Annotated in this window: 24 protein-coding genes; 5 read left to right on the forward strand and 19 right to left on the reverse strand. The window is 62.3% G+C overall.

The window, feature by feature from the left end:
- Nucleotides 1-7: 7 nt before the first annotated feature.
- From AC07VF_RS05665 to gspE, 10 genes are read right to left on the reverse strand one after another with little or no spacing between them, the layout of a single operon-like run.
- Nucleotides 8-544 carry a type II secretion system protein, XpsN-like gene (locus AC07VF_RS05665; protein ID WP_495009314.1) on the reverse strand — a complete coding sequence of 179 codons (537 nt, stop codon included), beginning with the start codon at nt 542-544 and terminating at the stop codon, nt 8-10.
- A complete protein-coding gene (gene gspM / locus AC07VF_RS05670; RefSeq protein WP_346630365.1) occupies nt 541-1179 on the reverse strand; it encodes a type II secretion system protein GspM in 639 nt (212 codons plus the stop codon). Before gspM ends, AC07VF_RS05665 begins: the two co-directional genes overlap by 4 nt.
- The gene (locus AC07VF_RS05675; protein ID WP_495009313.1) at nt 1154-2209 is read right to left on the reverse strand and encodes a PilN domain-containing protein; all 1056 of its coding nucleotides are present in this window, start codon (nt 2207-2209) and stop codon (nt 1154-1156) included. The genes gspM and AC07VF_RS05675 overlap by 26 nt, the downstream gene beginning before the upstream one ends.
- Nucleotides 2206-2928, reverse strand: coding sequence for a type II secretion system minor pseudopilin (locus tag AC07VF_RS05680; RefSeq protein WP_495009312.1), 723 nt, complete (start codon nt 2926-2928; stop codon nt 2206-2208). Before AC07VF_RS05680 ends, AC07VF_RS05675 begins: the two co-directional genes overlap by 4 nt.
- On the reverse strand, nt 2925-3569 hold the full coding sequence (locus AC07VF_RS05685) for a type II secretion system protein GspJ (RefSeq protein WP_495009311.1): 645 nt from the start codon (nt 3567-3569) through the stop codon (nt 2925-2927). Before AC07VF_RS05685 ends, AC07VF_RS05680 begins: the two co-directional genes overlap by 4 nt.
- Nucleotides 3566-3946, reverse strand: a complete 381-nt coding sequence (locus tag AC07VF_RS05690) for a type II secretion system protein (protein WP_495009310.1) — start codon at nt 3944-3946, stop codon at nt 3566-3568. The genes AC07VF_RS05685 and AC07VF_RS05690 overlap by 4 nt, the downstream gene beginning before the upstream one ends.
- Entirely contained in the window at nt 3943-4380 is a 438-nt protein-coding gene (locus tag AC07VF_RS05695; RefSeq protein WP_282367936.1) for a GspH/FimT family pseudopilin, read from the reverse strand. The genes AC07VF_RS05690 and AC07VF_RS05695 overlap by 4 nt, the downstream gene beginning before the upstream one ends.
- 9 nt (nt 4381-4389) lie before the next feature.
- Nucleotides 4390-4818, reverse strand: coding sequence for a type II secretion system major pseudopilin GspG (gspG, locus tag AC07VF_RS05700; protein WP_282367938.1), 429 nt, complete (start codon nt 4816-4818; stop codon nt 4390-4392).
- Between the two features lie 33 nt (nt 4819-4851).
- On the reverse strand, nt 4852-6066 hold the full coding sequence (gene gspF, locus AC07VF_RS05705; RefSeq protein WP_346630371.1) for a type II secretion system inner membrane protein GspF: 1215 nt from the start codon (nt 6064-6066) through the stop codon (nt 4852-4854).
- 1 nt (nt 6067) lies between these two features.
- Nucleotides 6068-7786: a type II secretion system ATPase GspE gene (gene gspE, locus AC07VF_RS05710; protein WP_495009309.1), complete on the reverse strand. Its 1719-nt coding sequence runs from the start codon at nt 7784-7786 to the stop codon at nt 6068-6070.
- 598 nt (nt 7787-8384) lie between these two features.
- On the opposite strand from gspE, the gene AC07VF_RS05715 reads away from it, so the two are divergent.
- The gene (locus tag AC07VF_RS05715) at nt 8385-8624 is read left to right on the forward strand and encodes a hypothetical protein (RefSeq protein WP_495009308.1); all 240 of its coding nucleotides are present in this window, start codon (nt 8385-8387) and stop codon (nt 8622-8624) included.
- 56 nt (nt 8625-8680) lie between these two features.
- Nucleotides 8681-11374, forward strand: coding sequence for a beta-glucosidase (locus AC07VF_RS05720; protein WP_495009370.1), 2694 nt, complete (start codon nt 8681-8683; stop codon nt 11372-11374).
- A gap of 51 nt (nt 11375-11425) precedes the next feature.
- Here the strand turns inward: AC07VF_RS05720 and AC07VF_RS05725 are convergent, their stop codons facing one another.
- From AC07VF_RS05725 to AC07VF_RS05740, 4 genes are all read right to left on the reverse strand, one after another.
- Nucleotides 11426-12076, reverse strand: a complete 651-nt coding sequence (locus AC07VF_RS05725) for a TetR/AcrR family transcriptional regulator (protein WP_272631967.1) — start codon at nt 12074-12076, stop codon at nt 11426-11428.
- Nucleotides 12077-12131: 55 nt separating this feature from the next.
- Nucleotides 12132-13487 (reverse strand): MATE family efflux transporter, encoded by a 1356-nt coding sequence (locus AC07VF_RS05730; RefSeq protein WP_495009307.1) that lies wholly within the window; start codon nt 13485-13487, stop codon nt 12132-12134.
- 79 nt (nt 13488-13566) lie between these two features.
- Nucleotides 13567-16152, reverse strand: a complete 2586-nt coding sequence (locus AC07VF_RS05735) for a bifunctional diguanylate cyclase/phosphodiesterase (RefSeq protein ID WP_495009306.1) — start codon at nt 16150-16152, stop codon at nt 13567-13569.
- Nucleotides 16153-16184: 32 nt separating this feature from the next.
- Nucleotides 16185-17192, reverse strand: a complete 1008-nt coding sequence (locus AC07VF_RS05740; RefSeq protein ID WP_495009305.1) for a DNA-binding protein — start codon at nt 17190-17192, stop codon at nt 16185-16187.
- 180 nt (nt 17193-17372) lie between these two features.
- On the opposite strand from AC07VF_RS05740, the gene AC07VF_RS05745 reads away from it, so the two are divergent.
- The 3 genes from AC07VF_RS05745 to AC07VF_RS05755 all read left to right on the forward strand — a co-directional run bounded on the left by AC07VF_RS05745 (nt 17373) and on the right by AC07VF_RS05755 (nt 20028).
- A complete protein-coding gene (locus tag AC07VF_RS05745) occupies nt 17373-18338 on the forward strand; it encodes a tyrosine-type recombinase/integrase (RefSeq protein ID WP_495009304.1) in 966 nt (321 codons plus the stop codon).
- Nucleotides 18339-18554: 216 nt separating this feature from the next.
- Nucleotides 18555-18923 carry a histone-like nucleoid-structuring protein, MvaT/MvaU family gene (locus AC07VF_RS05750; RefSeq protein WP_192173877.1) on the forward strand — a complete coding sequence of 123 codons (369 nt, stop codon included), beginning with the start codon at nt 18555-18557 and terminating at the stop codon, nt 18921-18923.
- 259 nt (nt 18924-19182) lie between these two features.
- Complete coding sequence (locus AC07VF_RS05755) at nt 19183-20028, forward strand: alpha/beta fold hydrolase (protein WP_495009369.1); 846 nt, start codon at nt 19183-19185, stop codon at nt 20026-20028.
- Between the two features lie 29 nt (nt 20029-20057).
- On the opposite strand, the gene AC07VF_RS05760 is transcribed toward AC07VF_RS05755, so the two are convergent.
- From AC07VF_RS05760 to AC07VF_RS05780, 5 genes are all read right to left on the reverse strand, one after another.
- The gene (locus AC07VF_RS05760) at nt 20058-20231 is read right to left on the reverse strand and encodes a hypothetical protein (protein WP_495009303.1); all 174 of its coding nucleotides are present in this window, start codon (nt 20229-20231) and stop codon (nt 20058-20060) included.
- 98 nt (nt 20232-20329) lie between these two features.
- Nucleotides 20330-20671, reverse strand: a complete 342-nt coding sequence (locus AC07VF_RS05765) for a hypothetical protein (RefSeq protein ID WP_282367967.1) — start codon at nt 20669-20671, stop codon at nt 20330-20332.
- Nucleotides 20672-20771: 100 nt separating this feature from the next.
- Nucleotides 20772-21137 carry a response regulator gene (locus tag AC07VF_RS05770; RefSeq protein WP_423571365.1) on the reverse strand — a complete coding sequence of 122 codons (366 nt, stop codon included), beginning with the start codon at nt 21135-21137 and terminating at the stop codon, nt 20772-20774.
- A gap of 101 nt (nt 21138-21238) precedes the next feature.
- Nucleotides 21239-22627: an ATPase domain-containing protein gene (locus AC07VF_RS05775; RefSeq protein WP_495009302.1), complete on the reverse strand. Its 1389-nt coding sequence runs from the start codon at nt 22625-22627 to the stop codon at nt 21239-21241.
- A 272-nt stretch (nt 22628-22899) separates the two neighbouring features.
- Nucleotides 22900-23106, reverse strand: coding sequence for a hypothetical protein (locus tag AC07VF_RS05780; RefSeq protein WP_192173883.1), 207 nt, complete (start codon nt 23104-23106; stop codon nt 22900-22902).
- Between the last annotated feature and the right edge of the window lie 21 nt (nt 23107-23127).

Below are 23127 nucleotides of genomic sequence, written 5' to 3' on the forward strand. Positions count from 1 at the left end.
GGAAGGATTACGGGGCAGGTTCATGGAGGTCTTCACGGGAAAGGGAAAGCGGTGGTGAGGTCGACGGCGCAGGCAATCGCAGGCGCCGGACAGTGAGGGTTTCGGTGCGCTCGCCGATGCCAGACGTGGCACTCGTCGGGCTGATCGCGCGTAGGGTCCAGCCGTTGGGCAACGGCCCGTTGAGGCGGACTTTCAGCGACGGGCCGGTGGCCGGTTTGATGAATGCCAACTGCACCGTGCCGTCGAGCAGCACGCCGGTCAGGGTCAGTCCGCTCAGGCTGGACGCTGCTTGATTGGCCGGCTGTTGCAGGTCCGGGCGGCGGTCGACGCTGAACAGCGGGGTCTGCCAGGCGTTGGCCAGACTGGGCAATGCCACGGGCGACAACACCGGCGTTTTTGGTGCGACGGCCGGGCGATGGTTCGCTTCGGCGGGCAGCCAGTCCGCCGACTGCCAGGTGCCGTTGAGCACCAGAGCGATCAGCACCAGCAGGATAAGGGCGACGGCCATGAGCGCGCGCTCGGCCGTTATCGGGGAACGCATCATGGGGCGGCCTGCGCGGCGTCGGATTGATCGGCCGTTGCCTTGGCCGCCACCGGCTGCAAATAGCCGCGAATCAGCAGTTGCACCGCCAACCGCCCTGCCCCGCCTTTGCCCGGCGCACTGCTCGCGCGGCGCACGCTCATGTGATCGATGAACAGCAACGGCCGCTGATACTCCAGCCCGTGCAACACCGCCATCAGCGGCTCGATGGCGCATTCCAGGGTGACGCTGACCTTGACCTGGCGAAACGGCTCGCTGCCGTCCTGCTCCGGGGTGATCGGCATCCGTTGAGTGAGCGTGCAGCCGGCGCCGTTCGCGCCTTGGGCGGTGATGACGTCAGCGACGTGCTGCATGAGATCGGCGGCTACGGCGCTGGGGTCTTCGCCGGTCAACAGGCTCGCGCTGCTGGCCGGGTCCTGCGCGGCCGTTTCCAGCGCTGCGTTCAGGCTTTCGCGCTGCTGCAGCACGCCGGCGTAGCGCTGCTGTTGAGACTTGAGCTGCTCGGTCTCTTCGCCCATGTCCCGCAGCGGGCCGGCGAACCAGCTGTCGATGAGCAGCCAGTAGCCTGCGCCGATCACCAGCGCGAGGACGATCAATGCAGCGCCGCGACGTTCACGGGGTGTCAGTGTTCGGCCCATCGGCGGCCTCCTGATGCAGGCGTGCGTGCAAGGCGAAGCGTTCTTTGCCGCTGGCGGCGTCGGGCTGAATCACGCCCTGAAACTGCGGATTTTCGAGGCTGCGGCAGTCTTTCAAGCGGCTGATCAGCGCACTGGCACGCACGCTCTGGCCGGAAAACGACACGTCGTCAGCGTCGATTTCGAGCTGCTCCAGCCAGGTGTCATCGGGCAGGCAGGCGGTCAATTCACTCATCAGCGCGGCCATGGTCGGGCGCGCGGCCTTGTGCCGGCTCAGGTAATCGGCGGCGCCGAGGGTGTTGGTCAGTTGCTGACGCAGCTGCTGGACCTGCGCCACCTCGGCTTTCTGGGCTTGCACCGTGGCGCGCATGCCTTGCAGCCGTTGCTGACGATCGTGCAGCCAGAGGCCCATCAGCGTGATGAGCAGCACGGCGCACGACCCGGCAAGCACACGACGCCGGTCGATGCCTGCGCGCGGGTTCAATGGACGCGCGGCGTCGGGCAGCAGGTCGATGCCCAGCGGCGTGCCGTCCTCTGCGCAGACGTCCACCCGTTGCGGCGTCAGGCCATGGGCGCCGCACTCGGCCAGAATCGCATTCAGGCGCTCGCGGAGGATGGCGATCAGGGTGACTTGCAACCACCCGGCGCTGCGGCCGCCCTGGCGCACCACATAAAGCAACTGGTCGCGGGGATACGGCGTGTATTTGTCCAGCTCATAGCCGACCACGGCGGTGAGATCCCGCGCCGCCGCCGTCGGCAATTGCAGGCGATGGATCATCACCAAAGGGGTCGGCAACATCAGCACTTGCCGGGCGCCGGCCTGCACTTCGGGGCCGGGCATCGTGATCGGCCAGCGATGGGTCTGCACGGGTACCTGGGCGCTGAAGCGATGACGCAAACGCACCGGCACGCAGCTTCGCAATTCCGCGAGCCAGAGCTGCCAGACACGTTGCGCCACGCTGCCCTGCCAGCGCCGTTCAACATTGGCCAGGTACGCCCGAAGCGGCGCAGGGACTGAAAGGAGTGAATTCATTCTTGCCAACGCAGCACCCGATACGGCTGAGCGTTACCCTCCGATGGGGACAGTAGAACGGTGGTCTGGAGCCGGGCGACAACGCCATCCGGCAGTTGCGCCTGACTGTCGATGCTCAGCACGCTGCCAGGGTCGGTGCCCGTGGCTGTCTGTTTTGGCAGGTTCAAGGCGCTGCGCAGCAACGGCGAGGCGAATGCGGCGTCCGGGCGCGCCAGCCCGCTCCACAGCGTCACTTCAGGGGCCATGCGCTGGTAAAGGCGTTGGGTCATGCCCGGGACCTGGCGCAGTTCTTCGATGACCCGCAACGGCGCAGCGCTGCCGTCGCGACGCGCCTGTAAGGCACGGCCCAGACGGGTCGCCTGATCGCGATCCGCGCCGCAGGCCTGGGCGACCCGGGTGATGTCCTCGTTGCTGGCCGCATTCAGATCGAGCTTGCCGCGCTCGCTGCTCACGCTGACCACCATCCGCGCGTCGTCGAAGGCCAGCGGCACGGCGCGGCCGTCGGCGATCCAGCGCGGTCGGTGATTCAGGTCCAGCAACGACTGCAACGCCAGGTTCATGCCAGCCTGGGCCGCCAGCAGCGCCTGGGTGTGCTGCCGCTGCCATAACGCCTGCCGGGTCTCCAGCTGCACCCAGCCGGCCAGTCCGCCGAGCAACAGGCTCAGCGTCGCCACTGCCCAGAGCACCAGCAACAAGGCCACGCCGCGCTGCTGATTCATTGCGCGCCTCCCGCAGCGGACGTAGCACCGGACGCCCCGCCGGACAGGTCCAGCCGCAGGGCGATGATTTGGCCGGGCCAGTTCACCGGGCCGTCCATCTGCACCTCGACGCGCACGGCGCGGGGCAGACGGTTGGGCCACGGCCACTCAGCCAGCCAGCCGGTCGCCTCACCTTTTGGCGTCACGCCGCGATAATTCAAGGACAGGCCTTTCACGCCATGAAGCAACACCTGGGGCTCACCCCACGCGCGCAATACGTTGTCCTGGACCTGGGCGAAAGCGATCTGCAAACGACGGTCCGCTGCCGGCCCGGACATCTCCAGGGTGTGCAACTGAATGCCGCCGCCCAGGTTGCCCGGCAAGGTCGCGGCAAACTGCATGCGTTGCGCCGAACCCACAAAGAGCCCTGCGCCGGAATGGTCGTTTTCCGCCAGATCCAGCGGTAGCGCCTGGCTGATGGCCTGGCGCAGAAAGCCTTGGGCGGCCCGCCGTTCATCCAGGCGTGAGGTGTAGCGATCGGCCTTGACCATCGCGCGATTGGCACCCACCAGCGCGCCGCCGACCAGGGTCAGCAGCACCGCCAGCAGGCTCAGCACGATCATGATTTCCAGCAGCGTGAAACCGGTTTGTCGTTTGCTCATTGGGTGCTCGCCCTGGCCGGACTGACCAGCCGCAGGGTGCTGAACCGCGCCTCACGCCGGCCTTCGCTGACGATCACATTCACCCGCAACATTCGCGGCTGGCCGGCGTCGGTGGGCAACGCCCAGACGTTCATTGCCCATTCAATGCCATCGTCCATCACGCCGTTGCTCAGCCCCGGTTGCAACACGCCGACGGCCTGATCATCCAGCACCGAACGCGCTGCCTGGCTGAGCCGGTCCTCGCGATCAACCTCCTGTAACGAGCGAGCGCTCTGCCCGAACGCCATCAGCAGCACGCCACTGCACAGGGCCATGACCACCAGCGCGGCGAGCATTTCCAGCAGGGTGAAACCAGCCTGACCGTTGCGAGCCTTCATGGCAGAGCACGGCTCTTGACGCTGCCGGTGAGCCAGCCGATGTCGATGCGCCAGCGCCGCTCACCCTGGAACACCAGCAGATTGCCGCCGCTGGAACTGCCATCCGGGTAGAACGCGACAGCTGCATTCAGATCCGCCGCCGTGTTCAGCTGCACGCCCACTTCAGCCGGCCATTGCTGGGGCCGTTTGCCGGGGGCCTGAAAGGTGCGGCGGTCGAGATCAAATGAAGTCTCCCGAGGCTGCCCGCTGATGATCGCCGCGCTGCGGGTCGTGCGCAGGGCCTGAACCATTTGCCCGAGCAACTGACGGTCCGCGGCCTGCTGCAACCCCTTGTGCAATCCAAACCCGACCACGCCGATGCCGATGCTCATCAAGACGATGACCACCAGCATCTCCAGCAGGGTAAAACCGCGGCTTGCCCCAGGCGCGTTCATGCTCGCCGATTACTCCCAATTGCCCAGGTCGGCGTTGTAGCCTTCGCCGCCGGGCTGGCCGTCCTGACCGAAGAAAATCAGGTCGAACGGGCCATGCTGACCCGGAAAGCGATAGCCGAAGGCATGACCGAAGGGGTCCTTCAGGTCCGACGGCTTGGCGTAGGGCCCGGCCCAGCCTGAGGCGTTGGCCGGTTTTTCGACCAGTTGCTGCAGGGTTTTCGGCGGCGAACCCAGGTCCAGGCCGTAGCTTTCGATCTTCATGCTCAGGCTCGCCAACTGCGCCTTGCCGGCGCCGTACTTGCCCTTGTCGACGTTGCCGCCGACCTGACGCACAACGATGGTCGCGACGATGCCCAGCAGCACGATGACCGCGAGCATCTCCAGCAGGGTGAAGCCGCGCTGGCGGCGGGTGACAGCGGTGAACGGCGTGGGGCGCATCGGTCTGGTTCTCTGATTGAAAGGATTCGGGTTTCAGATATTGCTGGTCAGGCTCATCAGCGGCAGCATGATGGCCAGCATGATCACCGCCACCAGCACCGCCATGACCACGGTCAGGCTCGGCACCAGCGCGGCGAGCATGCGGTCGATGCCGCGTTTGGCCTCGACGTCGAACACGTCGGCCACCTTCAGCAACATGGTGTCCAGTTCGCCGGCCTGTTCGCCGACTTCGATCATTTGCAGGGCCAGGTCCGGCAGCAGCGGTTGCTCGCCGAAAGCACTGGCCAGCGTGCCGCCGCCTTTCACCGACTCACTGGCCTGCTCGACCTGTTGCTGCAGCGCGCGGTTGCTGCAGACTTGCCGGGCGATGACCAGCGCCTGCAACAGCGCCACGCCGTTGTTCAGCAAGGTGCCGAGGGTGCGCGCCAACCGGGCCGCTTCGATGCGCTGCAGCAAGGGGCCGATCACACGCATGCGCAACAGACGCCGGTCACGTCGCAAGCGGCGTTGGGGATCGCGGGATCGCAAGGCGATGACCCAGACCAGCGCAATAGTGCCGGCCAGCAGCATCAGCCCGAAGTCACTGAGGAACTGCCCAAGCCAGAGAATCGCCTGGGTGATGAAGGGAATCGGCACGCCGAGGTCGCGAAAGATCGGCACGAATTGCGGCACGACGTACGCGAGCAGCAGCGCCAGGGAACCGAGCACGCCGACCACCAGAAACGCCGGGTAGATCAGCGCGTTGATCACCTCGCCGCGCAGCATCTGGCTGCGCTCCAGGTACTCGCTGAGCTGACGCAGGGTGTTTTCCAGCGCGCCGCCGGCTTCGCCCGCGCGGACCATGCTGATGTACAGCGGGGAGAACTGCCGGCCCTCTTCTTCCAGCGCCACGGACAGCGGCTTGCCGGCCTTGACCTGCTCGCGAATGCGCTCGATCAGCGCGCGGGTCTGAATCTGGTTCCGGGACTGGCCGGGTTGGCGCAGCAGAATGGTCAGCGCGCGTTCCAGCGGCTGGCCGGCGCCGAGCAGGGTCGCCAGTTGCTGTGTGAAGCTCATCAGCGCGGCGCCGCTCAATGCGCCGCGGCCGAGGGCCTGACGCAGACCGCCCAGACTCGACGGGTCGATCTGCAGGACCATCAAGCCACGCTTGTGCAGCAAGGCGATGGCGGCGTCACGGTCGGCGGCGTCCAGCAGGCCATTGTGTTCAGCGCCCTGACCGTCCAGCGCGCGGTATTTGAACGGCGTCATGTCATTCGCCTCGGGTCACGCGCAGGACTTCTTCCAGCGAGGTAATTCCCGCCACCGCCTGACGCAGGCCTTCCTCATGCAGCGTGCGCAACCCGGCACGCCGCGCGGCCTGCTCCAGGGTCGAGGCATCGGCGCGGCTCATCAGCAGGCTGCGCAGTTCTTCGTTCATCACCAGCAGTTCAGTGATTGCGCTGCGGCCGCGATAACCGCCGCCGGGCGCATCGGTGCGCGGGCGGTACAGAAGAATCGGACGCTCGTCGGTGAAGCGCTCCAGTTCGTGTTCGTCGATCAGCGCCTGGGGGGCTTCGAAGGCTTCGCGGGTCAGCGGATCAAGGCGGCGCACCAGGCGCTGGGCGAGAATACCGTTGACCGTGGAGGCGATCAGGTAGCTCTCGACGCCCATGTCCAGCAAGCGCGTGATACTTGCCGCCGCGCTGTTGGTGTGCAACGTCGACAGCACCAGGTGCCCGGTCAGCGAAGACTGAATGGCGATGCGGCAGGTTTCCAGATCGCGCATTTCACCGATCATGATCACGTCCGGGTCCTGTCGGACGATGGAGCGCAGCGCACCGGCGAAGTCCAGACCGATGGCCGGTTTGACCTGAATCTGATTGATCCCTTCCAGCTGGTATTCCACCGGGTCTTCGACGGTGATGATCTTGCGTTCGGCGGTGTTGAGCCGCGACAGCGCGGTGTACAGCGTGGTGGTTTTGCCGGAGCCAGTCGGCCCGGTTACCAGCAGAATGCCGTGGGGCCGCTCGAGCACCGCCAGAAAAGCATCGAGGCGCTCGCCGTCGAACCCGAGGCTGGGAAAATCGAAATTGATGGTCTGCCGATCGAGCAGGCGCATCACCACCGATTCGCCAAAACTGGTGGGGACGGTGCTCACCCGCAGGTCCAGCTCCTTGCCCTGAATCCGCAGCATGATCCGGCCGTCCTGGGGCAAGCGCCGTTCGGCGATGTCGAGGCGCGCCATGATTTTCAGCCGGGAGATCACCGCTGCCGAAGAACTGGACGGCGGCGCTTCGGCTTCGTGGAGCACGCCGTCGATGCGATAACGCACTTTCAGCTGGCTCTCGAACGGCTCGATGTGAATGTCCGAGGCCCGTTGCTCGACGGCCCGCTGCAGGATCAGGTTGACCAGCCGGATCACCGGCGCTTCGGAGGCAAGGTCCTTGAGGTGTTCGATGTCTTCGGGCGAGCCGTTGTGGTCGTCGAGGGATTCGATCAGCGTGCCGATGGCGCTGCGGCCCTGGCCGTAATAGCGCTCGATCAGGGTGTCGACGTCATTGCGCGAACCGATCGACAGCCACACCGGCACCTGACAGCAATAGGCGATGGCTTCGAAGGCGTATTGCTCGCATGGGTTTGCGGAGGCGACGTGCAGACCGTCTTCGCGCCACGCCAGGGGCACCACCTGGAAATGCCGCATGAAGCGCTCGGTCAGGGCCGGCAAGGGATCAAGCATGTCGGCCGCCGCGTCGAGGGCCAGCAGTGGCGTCTGCAGCAGCGCCGCCCAGGCCCGGGCCATCTCGGTTTCCGAAACCAGCCCCAGGCGGGTCAGTAAAGCCAGCAGCCCGGACCCTTCGGATTCGGCCATCAGGCGACGCGCCCGCTCCAGATCAGCAGCCTTCAGCCCGGCGTTCGCCGACAGCCATGCGCAGACCTGCTCGGCGTCCGGAATCTGCAACTGTCTGGGGTCGAGCGGGTTTAGGGGCATGGCGGTTATGGGTCTGGATGATGGATTAACTAATGAATACGGCGGCTATTTAATAGCGCCCACGCGCTATAAGCCGCGGATGATTCATCCAACGGCTTTCAATCGGCCTGCGTTTAACTTGGGTACTTTTTAGCCGAATATAACTAAACGACTGAATGCTATTAACCGCCATAGCTGGCGACTGTGTATCGGCAACTAAGGCGGCTATGCAGTCGTCTGAATGGTCGAGGATTACTCAGCGCGGATAGAGCTTATCAGCAAGCTAAACCTAATAGCAATTAGGTTTTCTACATCGCAATATAAATCATGTCTACACGTGCTTATGAGCAATTATTCTTCACTTAATTCGCTTGGAATAGAGGTTTATTGCGGCAAATTGTGATTCATAGTCTGCTACCCAGCACTCTGCCCTGCTCGGAAACCCTCCTGAACGCGCTTTTTCGATCACCGCTCGTCTAATTTAAAAATAGTCTTGCAAACCCTGAACTAATCAGTAGATTCCGCAGACTTAACGTTCATCCTGTTCTCACGGGGCGGGTTTGCGCGTTCATATATTTTCCACACCCCATCAATCGAGAAACAATCGATGAATAGACCCATGCTGTCTGTTTGCAGCGTCGTGCTTTTCGGCGTCTGCAGTTTTGCTGCTGTTGCGGCGGACTCCACGACCACTCAAACGACGAACTCGGCAGAAACACTTCGCGTAAATGTTGAGAAACAGCGCGACCAGTTGTCCGGCGTCGACAAGGTTGCCGTGCCGACCACCCAAACCTCTTCCGCCATGCTCGATGCGCCGGTCGACACCGGTGACGCGCCGGTTCTGGTGCAGAAGCCATGACCGACCAACGCACCCCGCAGTCCGTCCACCGTCAGCGACCAGTGAGCGCATTCCCGATGTCAGCCTTCAAACACACCCTGGCCTTGAGCCTGCTGTCCCTTGGCGTGCTGCAAGCCAACCTGGCACTGGCGGCGGTCACGCCTGCCACCGGCAACGCCGTCGAAGCCCGGGTCAGTTCGATCCTCGACAACATGAATCAGTCCGAGAAGATCAACTTCACCCGCGTCAACGACGGCCACATGATCCCGTCTTTGCTCAAATGGGGCATCAAAGGCACCGTCGCCTATGACTCCTCCATGGGCGTACACGTCAACAACGCCACCTTTGGCGCGCAGTACCCGTCGCAGTCCGCCCTCGCGGCGACCTGGAGTATCAATCGCGCCAAGGAATTCGGTCTGGCGATTGCCTACGAGACGCGGATCTCCGGCGGTCAGCAAATGCTCTCACCCGGCGTCAACCTGTACCGCACGCCGTACAACGGGCGCTCGGCCGAATACGCCAGCGGTGAAGACCCGTTCATCGGCGCCGTACTGGCGCCGGCCGTGGTCAACGGCATTCAGGCTCAGGGCATTCAGGCGAGCGGCAAGCACTACCTAGCCAACGAACAGGAAGCCAACCGTCAGGCCGTCAACGTGGTGGTCGACGAGCGCACCCTGCGCGAGCTGTACCTGCCGGGCTTCGAGTCGATGGTGAAGAACGCCAACGTCGCGTCGATCATGTGTGGCTTCAACAAGATCAACGGCGATTACGCCTGTGAAAACCATCACCTGATCACTGACGTGCTCAAGGGTGAATGGGGTTATCAGGGCACCGTGATCAGTGACTTCAACGCAATCCATGACGCGTTCAAAGGCGCCTGGGCCGGCACCGATATCGACATGCCGTCGGGCCTGCAATTCACCGAAGCCAACCTGATGCCGTATGTGTGGAGCGGCCAGCTGAGCCAGAACGTCATCGACGACAAGGTCAAACGCAACCTGCGCGCCATCGTCAGCTATGACTTCCAGGAAAACCTTAACACTGCCAAGACTCTGGACCACCCCGAGTACGGCCAGCGCGCATCGCTGAACACGGCGCGTGAGTCGATCGTGCTGCTGCGCAACGAGAACACGGCGGCCGGCAAACCGCTGCTGCCGCTAGCGCGCGACGCGAAGATCGCGGTCATCGGTGACTGGGCCTATCAGGCGCCTGCGTCGCCGTTCGGCACCGCCAACTCGCCGCCCAACAGCTACGTCACCGAGCTGAGCGGTCTGCAGCAACTGGCGTCCAGCAGCACCAACGTCACCTACCTGTCCGAGCTGAGCCTGAACCCTAAAGCCTCGGCCTGGTATCAGCCTGCGGTGGGCAGCAATAACGTCAACAATGCCGGCGTGAAGGCGGAGTACTTCTCCAACACCAGCTTCTCCGGAAGCCCGGCCGTGACCCGCGTTGAACCCGGCGTGAACCTCAACTGGACCACCGGCACCAACGAAACCAACGCCGGCACCACCGCGGTGTCCGGTTTCAGCCCGACCCCGGGCGCGTTCTCGGCACGCTACACGGCCACCATCAAGCCGACCGTTTCCGGCGCCCAGGTATTCAAGGTCCGTGCGGACGGCCCGTACAAACTCTGGGTCAATGATGAGCTGGTCCTGCAGAGCGACGGTGCGCCGTACTCTGCCGACGTGGTCAACGCGCTGACGACGTCGGGTAAAACCGCCGCACTGGTGGCTGGCAAGTCGTACTCGGTGAAGCTTGAGTACCAACGCATTCAGGGCAACTTCATCCCGGCACTGGGTGGCGTGACTGGCGTGCAGATGAGCTGGGCCGCGCTGCGTCCACCGAAGGACCTGTCGAAGTACGACGCGGTCGTCATCGCAACAGGTTCCAACTACGAGCACGAAGGTGAAGGTTCCGACCACGGTTTCGAGTTGCCTGACCAGCAGGCAGAGCTGATCAGCTTCGTCACCAAAGCCAACCCCAACACCATCGTGGTCATGCACGGCGGCGGTTCGATGGACATGCAGCCTTGGGCCAGCAAGGTAGGCGCATCGCTGCAAGCCTGGTTCCCGGGTCAGCAAGGCGGCCAGGCCCTGGCCGAGATTCTGTTCGGCAAGGTCAACCCGTCGGGCAAGCTGCCGATTACCATCGACAAGAAGATCGAGGACAACCCGAGCTACGCGTCGTACCCGGATCCGGCTGCCTACCGTGGCGACAACGCGCTGACCGAAATGACCTACAGCGAAGGCCTGTACATGGGTTATCGCGGTTATGACAAGAAGCACGCCAAGCCGCTGTATCCGTTCGGCTACGGCCTGTCCTACACCACGTTCGGTTACAGCGACCTGAAGCTGTCGACCAACGTCATGGCGCCGGGCAGCACCGTCGATGTCACTTTCAAAGTGACCAACACCGGTGACAAGGCCGGCTTCGAAGTGGCCCAGCTGTACGTCCACCCGAACAACCCGGCGGTCGACCGTCCCGAGAAGGAGCTGAAGGGCTTCACCAAGGTTTACCTGCAACCGGGTGAAAGCAAGACGGTAAGCATCCCGATCGATTCGCGCTCCCTGGCGTACTACGTCGAGAAGACCGACAGCTGGGATGTCGACGCCGGCAAGTTCAAGATCCTCGTAGGGCCGGACTCCGAAGACCTGCCGCTGGATCGCACCTTGATTACGCTGTTCCCGGAACACCTGACCACCCGCGACAGCAACCCGCTGCCGCTGCCACTGCGCAAGGCAGTGCAGGTCAGCGCTTCGCAAACCTACTGAGTGGGTAACCCGGTCGGGGTTCCGGTCGGGGTTCAAACAGTCACTTCAAGCTCAGGGACGAGCTTGAAGGTCGGCTTTCAAACGGCGCAGATAGCCCTCGAACACGGCCATCACGTCGACATCTTCCGGGGCCCTGAGCCACTGGATCTGCACACCGTCCATGACCGAAAAGATCTCCTGAGCGAGAGCCTTCACGTCGATGTCCGGCCGCACCTCTCCCGCCTCGATCAACGCCTGCAGATGCCCCCGCGCATGTTCGTGGGTGATGTGAAAGCGCGTCTTGTACCAGTCGAAGGCCGGATGGGCCTCTGACAGGCTTTCCGTGTTGAGCACCATCGCCGCCTGGCATTCGGCCGCGTCCTGGACGCTGAAGCTCATGCTCATCCGCACGAATTTGATGAACCCCTCCAGCGTCATCTCCATGGTCAGTTCACTGAACCGCGACACCACCCGCTGATCCCGACGCTCCAGTAGCGCATTGAGCAGCGCTTCCTTGTTCGGAAAGTGATGCAGCAGGCCGACGGTGGTGATGCCGGCGAGCTGCGCGACGTCCTTCATCGACGCACTGGAATAACCATTGCGGGCGAAGATCAGCGTCGCCGCATCGAGCAAGGCAGCGCGACGCATTTCACCCTTGGGCGCACGGCGGCGTTTCGGCGAGGCCACCTCGGGCGAGTCATTCCCTGATTCGTCGTCTGTCATAACACCTTGTCTCGTTGATTCGGATAAAGCCTGACAGAGCCCGGCATTGGCCTGCTCACGCCACGGCCTGGGCGGCGCCCCGGCGCTGAAAAAACCGTCTGGCGGTCAGGGACGCGATTGTAATCGAAGTCACGGCGATCAATGCGTTACCGGTCAGCATGGCCGGGAACGCACCGGCCGCGCCGAACAAAGAAATCCCGCCCAGTACGAACGGCACCGTCCCCAGCGTCGCCCGCAGCCAGGCGAACAGCGCCACCAGCCACGGCCGGCCCAGGGTGACGAACATCGCGATGGCGACGAAATCCAGCCCGATCAGCGCCCACAGGCCGCCGCCGACGTGGCAGAACGCAAGAAAGATCGCCCGACCGGTGCCTTCCAGTTGATAGGTGTCCGCCAGCGGATTCGCCGCCAGCAGCAGCACCGCCCAGACCAACAGACCATAGACGATCACCAGCTTGCGGCTGAAGCCGATGGCCCTGGCCACACGAGCGTGTCGATGGGCGCCGATGTTCTGCCCCAGCACCGGTGCGAGGGCGCTGGGCAGGGAAAAGAACACGCAGTAGGCGAACTGCATGACCCGGTCCATCACCGACATGGCCGCCAGCGCCGATGTGCCATAGGCGCCGATCGACGAAACCAGATAGGTCAGGCCCACGGGGGTCGCCAGATTGCCGACCATCGCCGGCAAACCGACCTGCATGACCTTGCGCGTGTGCAGACGCAGCAGTCGCCATCGGACGGAAAACGGCATCGCCAGCCGCGCGCGCAGCCAGCAAATGCCCAGGCCCAGGGACACCAGCGCCGACAGCGCATAGGAAATCCCCGCGCCCTCAAGCCCGAGGCCAAAGCCGAAAATGAACAGTGGATCGGCAAGGGCCAGTGTCGCCGCGCCCGAAAGCACCACGCACAGGGCGCGGCGGCTGTCGCCGGCGGTTCGCAGGATCTGCGCCGCCATTTGCATGGCCGATTGCAGCACGCTGAACGGCAGGGTCAGCCAGATGAACATCCGCGCGGCTTCGTAGGTGCTGGCGTCCGCGCCGAGCCAGCGAGTAAGCGGCACCAACAGCGCCAGTTGCAACGCCGCCGCCGCGCCCGACGCGATCACCACCATCAGCATCAAGTGAGTGACCAGCCGCGAAGACGCCTTCGATGCGCGATGACCGATCCGCTCGGACAGCACCGTGGCGGCGGCGATGATCAGCCCGCTGGACACCGCGCTGTTGAGGAAGATCAGCACCTTCGCCACCCCGGTCGCCGCGAGCAGCATCGGATCGTGGAGCATCGACACGTAGAGCAGCGTGAAAATGTCCACCAGAAACACCGCGAGCAGGCTCAACGCGCTGGTGCTCGACATCACCATGACGTGCCGGGCCACCGAGCCTTCGGTGAAAACAGCGCGCGGGTGAGTCATGAACACTCCAGAAATGAACAGTGGCCGGGTGCGGCAGCGGGTGTGATGGAAGAGGTGCTGCCGGGACAGCGCGGGCACTTTATACGTTTGTATCCGCCGCTGCCGCACTTCTCGCGTCCAGCAGCGCGTGGAAGTCCGACGTGGTCAGGGGATGACTCAGAAAATACCCCTGGCCTTCCTCGCACTGCACTGCCTTCAGCAATGCCAGATGCTCGGCGGTTTCAATGCCCTCGGCTGTGACCGTCAGTGAAAGCGCCCGGCCCAGCCCGACAATGGCCTGCACGATGGAGCGGTCGCCTTCGCTTTCACTGAGGCGGGTCAGGAAGCTGCGGTCGATCTTCAGCCCGTCGAAGGGGAACGTGCGCAGGTAACTCAACGACGAATAACCGGTGCCAAAGTCATCCATGGCGATGCGCACGCCCAACTGCTTCAGCGTCTGCATGACGTCCAGCGCGCCTACGGCGTCCTCGATCATCACCCCTTCGGTGATCTCCAGTTCGACCCGCGACGGCTCGATCCCGGTGGCCTTGAGGGCGAACTGAATGCGCGCCGGCAGGTTGCCGCGCTTGAATTCGGCAGGCGACAGGTTGATGGAAATGAACAGGTGTTTCGGCCAGCGCGCGGCTTCAGCGCATGCCTGGGTCATGACCCAGTCGCTGAGGGGGATGATCAGCCCGCTTTCTTCGGCGATGGGAATGAAGGTGTCCGGCGGAATCAGACCGCGCTGGGGATGCTGCCAACGCACCAGCGCTTCGGCGCCGACCATCTTGCCATCGGAAATGCGAAAGCGTGGCTGGAAATGCAGACGCAGTTCGTTGTGTTTGATCGCATAGCGCAGGTCGCTCTCAAGACGCCTGCGCTCGATGATTTTGGCGTTCATGTCGCCGGCATAAAACCGCCAGGTGCCGCGACCGCTGGCCTTGGCCTCATACAGCGCGATATCGGCGTAGCGCAGCAGCTCGGCCGCCTCGCGTGCATCGGTGGGTGCCATGGCGATGCCGATGCTGGCGCTGACGAATATTTCCTGGTCGTCGATCTGCACCGGGCGTTCGATGGACTCGATCAGTCGCCGGCACAGCGATTCGACTTCGTCCTGGGTCTGGGCGTCGCTGAGGATCAGCACGAATTCGTCGCCGCCCACCCGCGCGACCAGATCGCCATGGCGCACGCAATCGGACAGCCGACTGGACACGTCATTGAGCACGCGGTCGCCGGCGGCGTGGCCGAGCAGGTCGTTCACCGGCTTGAAGCGGTCCAGGTCAATGCTCAGCATCACCAGTGGCTGGTCAAGGGTCGGCAACGCTTTCAGTTTGCCGTCCAGAAACTCCTGCAAGCGGACCCGATTGGGCAGCCCGGTCAGGGCGTCGTGCTGGGAGAGAAATTCGATGCGCCGACGGGCTTCCACTTCTTCGGTGACATCGGTGGCCGTGCCACGGAATCCTCCCGCCGCCATCGAACGCGCTGACAGACGACTGATGCGCTCGCGGCCGCAGGTCTCCAGGTAGCGGCACTGAATGGTGATGTCAGGGCGACGATTGGGGATCGCCAGCCACTGGGACACCTGGCCAAGCTCGGTCTGCAGCAGGTCGTCCATCAGTGCCCCGATCCACTGCGTGCGGTTCAAGCCGGTGACGCTTTCGAAGCGGTCGGAAAGGTAAGTGAAGCGCCCTTCGCTGTCGATTTCCCAGACCCAGTCCGAGCTGGCTTCGACCACGTCACGAAAGCGCGCTTCGCTGGTGGCGAGGGCGCTTTCGCTTTTTTGCAGGGACGCGTAACTGTCATCAAGGGAGCGCGCAGCGGCGGTGGTGCGACGCAAGATCGCCCAGGTCATCAGGCACACCAGCGCGGCGGCCAGCCCGATCAGCGGCAAACCGAGGGCCAGCAATCGCTGGCCTGGCTTGGGTGGTGTCCAGTGCAAGGCGCCGGCGACACCGCCCTCGCCCAGCGGAAAGATCGAGACCTGATCGCGCTCGTCGGCCGTTGCAACGTGCAACCCCTCTACGCCGTATTCCTTGCCCAGAATGGCCAGCTTGGCGTCGTCCAGCATATCGACGAAGATCAACACCGAGGGCGTCCGGCCATCAGGAACGACGCTTGGATCGGTGCCGGGGGTGATGGCGGCTGCAGCGACCAGCGCGGGTGTGCCGTTCAGGTCGATGAACGCCGTGAACGGGGTTTCTGTCTCGGCGCCCTCCCGGGCCTTGGCCAACAACGCGTCCTTGGCAGGGCCCAGCCACGGCTCGGCATCGACCTTTTCCAGTTGCCCTTCCACCACGGCATACACCGTGCGGCCGGTGTCATCGATGACGAACACGCCCTGGAATCCGAAATCGCTGAATAGCGTCGGCCCGATGTTCTGACGAACAAAAGCCCAGTCGGGGTCGACACTCAGGTGCAGGTAACGGTAGGCATCGCCCCAGAACGCATAATCCTTGGTCGTGACGGTCAGCGTTTTTTGAAGCGAGCGCACCGCCTTGTCGGTGTAGAAAGCGCTCTCGATCTCCTCGGTGTGATCGAGGTCATGGGCGAGGAACGCCAACAGGTAAGCGGCCAGCAGAAACACGCCTGCCAGCAGGAACACAAATTTGAATAACGAGCCCCGCGCCAAAGCAACGGTCGAGGGGCTGGCGGATTTGATGACATCGGGGGTGGGCTGGTTTGGCATGGTTTTCCGCAAGCTGAAGACCGGCAGGTCGCTTACGTCTGTATCGGCGGCGGTGTAGCAATGATGAGCTGCACCTGAGCACGCAGGCTGTCGTTGTCTTCGGTCAAGGCAGCTATCTGCTGGTTGGCGTGCGCCAATTGCTCATTGGCCAGTGCCACTGCTTTCGCCAGGGATTTACTGTCCACTTTTATCGCCGCCAACTGCTCCTGCAGCTGCTCACGGGCGCCTTCGGCTTTCGCAGTGGCCATCTGCGCTTCGCGGAGTTCTGTGGCGAGGCGCTGGGTGTGGTCTTGATGATCGGCCAGCGCCCGGGCCTGCTGACGCATTTCGCCGAGCAAGCGTTCGTTGTCGCGGTTCAGGCGCGTGGATTCATCCTGCTTGATGACCAGTGTCTCCTGAAGTTTTCGCTGTTCAAGCTGAATCTGCTGAAGCTGGGCTTCGTGGCGACGCTGATCCTGCTCGCGTTGTTCCTTGATGGCCTCGCGGTAATGCTCCAGCGCGGCGCGGGCGTGGACATGCTTTTCTTCGAGGGACTGGATCTGCAGGTCCTTGTCCTGCACCCGCCGTTCAAGGTCCTGGCACTGCTGGCTCAGACCGGCATTGCGCGTCAGTTCCGACTGCCAGGAAGAATGGGTGGTTTGCAGCTGGGCGCCCTGCTCGGTCAACGCGGCGTGCTGGGATTCGCACTGGTGCCGGGCTGATTTCAGCTCCAGCTCAAGGGCCTCCAGTCGGGCCTCCCAGGCTATCCGCTGACGATCGAAGTCCGCCTGGGCCTGGGCGACGACCTCCTCGCCCTCCTCCGTCAGCCGATCAAGCAAGCTTTCAACCAATGATTTGAGCTCTTCGCCCATGCGCTCTCGGGACGACGCTTCGGCCGGCGCCTGGGCGTCCAGCTCTTTGAGATAGCGGGCAATGGTGGTTTTCGAACCGGTGTTGCCCAGTTCCACGCGCACCGCGTCGATGCTGGGGTAAGCGCCTTTGCTCAGCAACGCCTGTCGGGCCCGCTCCACTACCGCCTTGTTAATGCCACCGCGTGCCATGCCATCTCCTACGATTTCGTACCGTGTTACGTAACACGCTATTACAGGTTACGATATCAGCTAAAACGTTGTGTGGAAATGTTTCTGCCAGCAGCCGATAATAGTGCTTTATCGCTTTTCAGGCGCTCACGTCGCGATTTGAGCCAGCAAAGCGCCCGTGTCACGCCGATCGAGGGATGTATGGAAAAGGCAGATCGATACCTGTCAGCAGGCACCCGCGCCAACACGCGCCGCAGCTACCGGGCGGCGATCGAACACTTCGAAGTGGTCTGGGGCGGTTACCTGCCCACCACGGGCGACGGTATCGTGCGCTACCTCGCGGAGTACGCGGATCAGCACGCCATCAGTACGCTGAAGCAGCGTCTGGCCGCGCTGGCCCAGTGGCACGTCACCCAGGGGTTTCCGGACCCGACCAAAACGCCCACGGTACGGCAGCTGCTCAAAGGCATCCGCGTCGTCCACCCGGCGCAAGCCAAGCAGGCGGCGCCGCTGCTGCTGCGTCACCTCGAGCAAGCGGTGACGTGGCTGGAGAACGAGGCAGATGCTGCCTGGGCACGTGGCGACCACAAGTCATTGATGCGTCACCGACGCTCTATCGCTCTGGTGCTGATCGGTTTCTGGCGAGGGTTCCGCGGCGATGAGCTGGCCAGGCTGGACGTCGGCAACACCCAGGCGCAGGCGGGTGAAGGCATCACCTTTTATCTGCCTTACACCAAAGGCGACCGCCAGCATGAGGGCACCACGTTTCGCACCCCCGCGCTGAAGACGCTCTGCCCGGTCAATGCCTATATCAACTGGATTACGGTGGCCGGCCTGTCCCACGGTCCGGTGTTCCGCCGGATTGATCGTTGGGGCAACCTGTCCATGGAAGCCATCAATTCCCACAGCCTTGTGCCGATGTTGCGGCGCATCTTTAAAGACGCCGGGTTGCCTGATGACCTCTACAGCAGTCACTCAATGCGCCGAGGGTTTGCAACTTGGGCGTCCGCTAACGGCTGGGATATTAAAAGCCTGATGAATTACGTCGGCTGGAAAGACATTAAATCGGCGCTGCGTTATGTAGACCCGACCACCTCGTTTGGCGGCCTGGCATTGAAGCCTGCTTTGAATACCGCTTTGCAGCCTGCAGCCCTGGCCGAAACCTGACGGCCGTTGATGTTGTAAAGCGGCCTGCGCCATATGAACTGCCAGCTTTGCAGTCAAGGCAGGAAAGAAGGCAGAAAAGTTTGCTGTTAGTACTGGCATCCATGCACCCACTCGCACTACAGTGTCCACGGTCACACCAGTCACCACCGTGCGCTCCAATGTTCGCCAGTGCTAACGCCGCACGTCAGTATCAACAAACCGAAACATGGAGTTCCAATGTCTAAACTTGCTGAATACCGCCAACTCGAACGTCACCTTGCCGATCAGCTCGCGGCCCTTGAGGCCATGAAAGGCGATAAAGGCCTGGAACAGGAAATCGAATTCGAAGGCAAATTGCGTACGCTGCTCGGCGAATACAATAAGAGCCTGAAAGATATTATTTCGATTCTGGATCACCCTACCGGATCCAAACAGGGCAAGAACGCTACTGCCCCCGAGAAGACCACTCGCAAAGCCCGCGCCGTTAAAGTCTACAAAAACCCGCACACCGGTGAAGTCGTCGAAACCAAAGGCGGCAATCACAAGACCTTGAAAGAATGGAAAGCCGAACACGGTTCCGACACCGTCGAATCCTGGGTTTCCTGATGGATCTGTGAACGGGGGGACAGGTGATTAACCTTCGCTCCGTTGCCGATCTCCCGATGCCCGCGCCCGTCGCGCGGCATCGGTGATTCGATCATTGCTCTCTTGTTAGTCTGCAATTGCCAATCGCGCAATTGGATCGTTTTAACCTCTTCGCCTCACACGTCAGCCCGACATTCGTCAGGGCTCCCTTACTGCTGTCTGCCGGAGTACTCCCGTGAAGAATATAGTTGCTGGCGTGCTGAATGTTTCATATCGCGACATGGGCCCAGGCGATGGGCCGGTTGTGGTATTGCTCCACGGATTTCCCTATGACATCCACGCGTACGACGACGTGTCGACGCAGCTTGTCCAGGCCGGCTGCCGCTGCATCGTGCCTTATCTGAGGGGATACGGCCCTACCCGTTTTATAGATTCAGCCACGCCCCGCTCGGGCGAACAGGCCGCATTGGGCGCTGACCTGCTGGCACTGCTGGATGCATTGAATATCCCGAAAGCCATTCTCGCTGGCTACGACTGGGGCGGACGCGCGGCGTGTGTGGTGGCTGCGCTGTGGCCGGAACGGGTGACCGGGCTGGTCAGTTGCGACCCGGGCTACAACATTCAGGACATCGCTGCAGCCAACACACCGGCGTCACCCGAAACAGAGCGACGGCTCTGGTATCAGTACTACCTGCACGGTGAGCGCGGACGCGCCGGCCTTGCGGCCAATCGAAATGAGTTCTGCCACTTGCTCTGGAAATTATGGTCACCAACGTGGCAATTTGCGGAATCCACGTTCACTGAAAGTGCGCAGTCATTTGATAACCCGGACTTTGTTGACGTGGTCGTGCATTCCTATCGACACCGCTATGGACTGGCGGCGGGCGATCCTGCCTGCGCGGCGATTCAGGAGAAGCTCGCGCAGAAGCCCCTGATCACAGTGCCCACGGTGATTCTGGCGGGAGCAGACGATGGCGTCTCATCGAAACGCGAGGACAGTGCTGCGTTACGGGGTTTTGCAGGCCCAGTCCGGCGGCAGGTGATAGCGAGAGTGGGCCACAATGTGCCGCAAGAAGCACCGCGAGAATTCGCCGATGCGATACTAAGCCTGTTGAGAAATCACTGAGCACAAGTCAATGTCAGACCGCTGCCAACTCATGATTGCTCGGCATTGCTTAGTTCAACAGCCGACTTGGCGGCTTCCACTTCATCATCGAAATACAGTACGGCGCCCTCGTCATCTTTGACACGGAAGACGGCGGTTGCGCCCGACTGCCTGTGTTCGAGGGGGATGTCTTCACCTTCCAGTCTGACAACGGCCACGGCCATGATGATTCTCCTGCGGTCGGCACTGACAGCAAACGCAGCCGCTCACGCTGGAACTGGCTTGCGTCGGTTATCAGCTTGAATATTCAAGGCGCAACTCGTCACGCGCGGTATTCAGCGTAGAACCGGGGTTGCGGGTGGATGCGTGGAGAGCTGAACAGTTGTGCACTTTGGGATGTGACAGGGAGCGGACGGTATTCAAGATCGATCAACCGAACCCCATTGATATGGGGTTGCCCACACGGCAGTGCGCCAAAAGCGGTGGCCAGCACAATCTGCTCGGGATCAAACAACACGATGGTTTCCGCGCTGACGGCGTCCATGTATAGCGAATAGGGGCAGGAAGCGTCGGGACAAACTTGATGACGAAGTTCGTTCAACACACGTAAGCGGCGGTAGACGACGGTGCCTTCACCCAACGATTTGCTGTACCAGGTATTCATTGCACTGCCCATCTCAATAAGCGTTATCAGTATCGACCCTGGGCTGAATCGATTCGTTCAACGGCAATAACGATGGACTGCGAGAACCTTACAGGCGGGCTTAGCGGCGGGCTTGAAACAGGGCGTGAATCTTGCCGATGACCTGGTCGATATCAAAGGGCTTTTCAATCACCTCATCAAACAGGTCTGGCCGCTCGGCCCCCATGTACGCCTGGGCGCCACTCATGAGCATGATAGGCGTCGACATGTGCACGTCCCGAGACTTGATCGTCTCGGCAAGTTCCAGACCGGTCATGCCGGGCATCATGAAATCGGTGATGATCAAGTCGGGGCGCTCGCGATCAAGAATCTCCAGTGCCTTGCGCCCGCTTCCGGCCACCACAGTCTGAAAGCCCTCGTCCTCCAGCGCGAAGCTGAGGATATCGGCAATCAGGTATTCGTCATCGATGATTAGAATGGTTGGCATCAGAGGGCCATTTCCCGGCGGGCCCACGATGTCGCGAGGGTCAGGCACCTGGTCAGGCAACTCAATGGTTCTGGCCATCCCCACGTTGCGAATCGCATATCTCAGACCTTCTTCATGGTGATTCCAGCGTTGCTCATCACGACTTCAAGTGGCGAGGGATCGTAGGCGTTGTCTCTGATCTTCAGAATAGAAACCTGGCGTTGAAGTTCAGTCCGATGCTGAACGAACTGGACGAGCAGCAGGTTATCGACCACGCCGGAGACGTCAGGCGCCGGGATGCTCGTTTGATCGTCGAACAACCGATGCGCTTCCCAGGAAGCCATAACCGTGACGCCGCGCGCGCGAAGCTCGCCAAGCACGGTTTCGAGAACATCCGGCACCCGACGCTGATCGGTGGCCGCCCGACTCAGGGCATTGAGACTGTCGATGAAGACGCGCTTGATCTGCAGCCGCTCCACCCTTTCAAGCAAGTCGTAACACACCCGGTCGATAAGCCCTGCCGATGCCGGTGTCCAGACGATGTGCAGCGCGCCCGACGCCTGCAGCGCCGTGAAGTCCACGCCCAGAGAACGCGCTTTGGTCATTGCCCGTTGCGGCGACTCATGAAAGCCGAAGTACAGCCCCGGCTCCTGCGCAGAGCATTGGCTCAGAAACTGGATGCCCAGAGACGTCTTCCCGGCGCCTGAAGGGCCCATGATCAGCGTCACCGACGACCGGACCAGACCGCCACCGATGTGTGAGTCCAGCCCGCCAATGCCGCTGCTCAGGAGGGTGTGAGGGTGTTCGGGCATCGCACCGGTTCGGGTGAGCATACATTCAAGACGCGGGTAAATGGAAATGCCCTGGTCGTTGATCTCGAATTCATGGGCGCCGGGGATCGCGCCGCTGCCCCGGGTCTTGCGCATCTTGATCCGGCGCACCGTGCGGGAGCCGACCATGTCTTCGCCCATCTCGATCACACCGTCAACCATGGTGTGCTCGGGACTGCCATCGTCGAGTTGCGAGCTGGTGAGAAACAGCACCGTGCAGCCGGCGAAAGCGGCATGGCCCTGCAGCTCGGAGATGAATTGCTTGGTGTCCAGCGGCGTCTCTGCCTTGGAGCGTGCGTTGAGCAGCCCGTCCAGAATCAGCAGGCTGGAATGCTGACGACTGATCTCGCGGCGCAGCAACTTGACGACCTCGTCGAGACCGTCGTTCTCCAGCGTGTCGAAGGCGCTGACAAACTGGATGCTCTGGCCCACCGCCTGGCGATCGAAAAAGCTCAGCGTCGAGAGGAAATGAAACAGCCGGTCGTGAGGCTCGGCCAGCAGTGTGGCGAACAGCACGCGGCCGTTCTGCCGGACGTGATTGAACCCCAACTGGTTGGCAAGGATCGTCTTGCCCGACCCCGGGCGTCCCTGAATGATGTATGACGCGCCCGCCACAAGGCCTCCTTTGAGCAGTGCGTCGAAGCCCTTGATCCCGCTCTCAAGGCGTTTTAGCTGATTCAAATCTGCTCCCTCTCCTGATGTGCATCAGGCCTGAAAATACGCATTGCCCACGCGCGAAAGGCAATACAGTGGCGGGTAATCGCGGATCAGTCCAGCCCGTCGCACCGTTGCGGGTGGCGGGGCATGCCGGGGCTGCGCCGGGATCCAACTTTACCCCCTGATCGGGGACAAAAAAAAGCCCGCTTTCGCGGGCAAAATCGATGGAGTCGTAGCGGATCAGACAGCCCTTCCAGCGGACACTTCTATGGAATCTAACTTAGAAGCCACGGGGTTTAGTGGAGTCTTTCAACCCCTTTTACGGACTTCGGCAACAGTCCGGCCTTGAATTGCTGAACAAACAACGCGGTTCTGAATCCACGCCCCAGCGTTGCAGCTTCTGCTTCGAAGCGGGTCACACAGGATGTGAAGTCCAGCTGAGCGTTGTCGTTGAACAACTCGCTGGCTTCATTGGGCGTCGAATCTTCCAATAACTTGTTCATCAGAATCTCCATGTCGTACGT

It is taken from the genome of Pseudomonas sp. GW821-FHT02H06 (assembly GCF_059421525.1).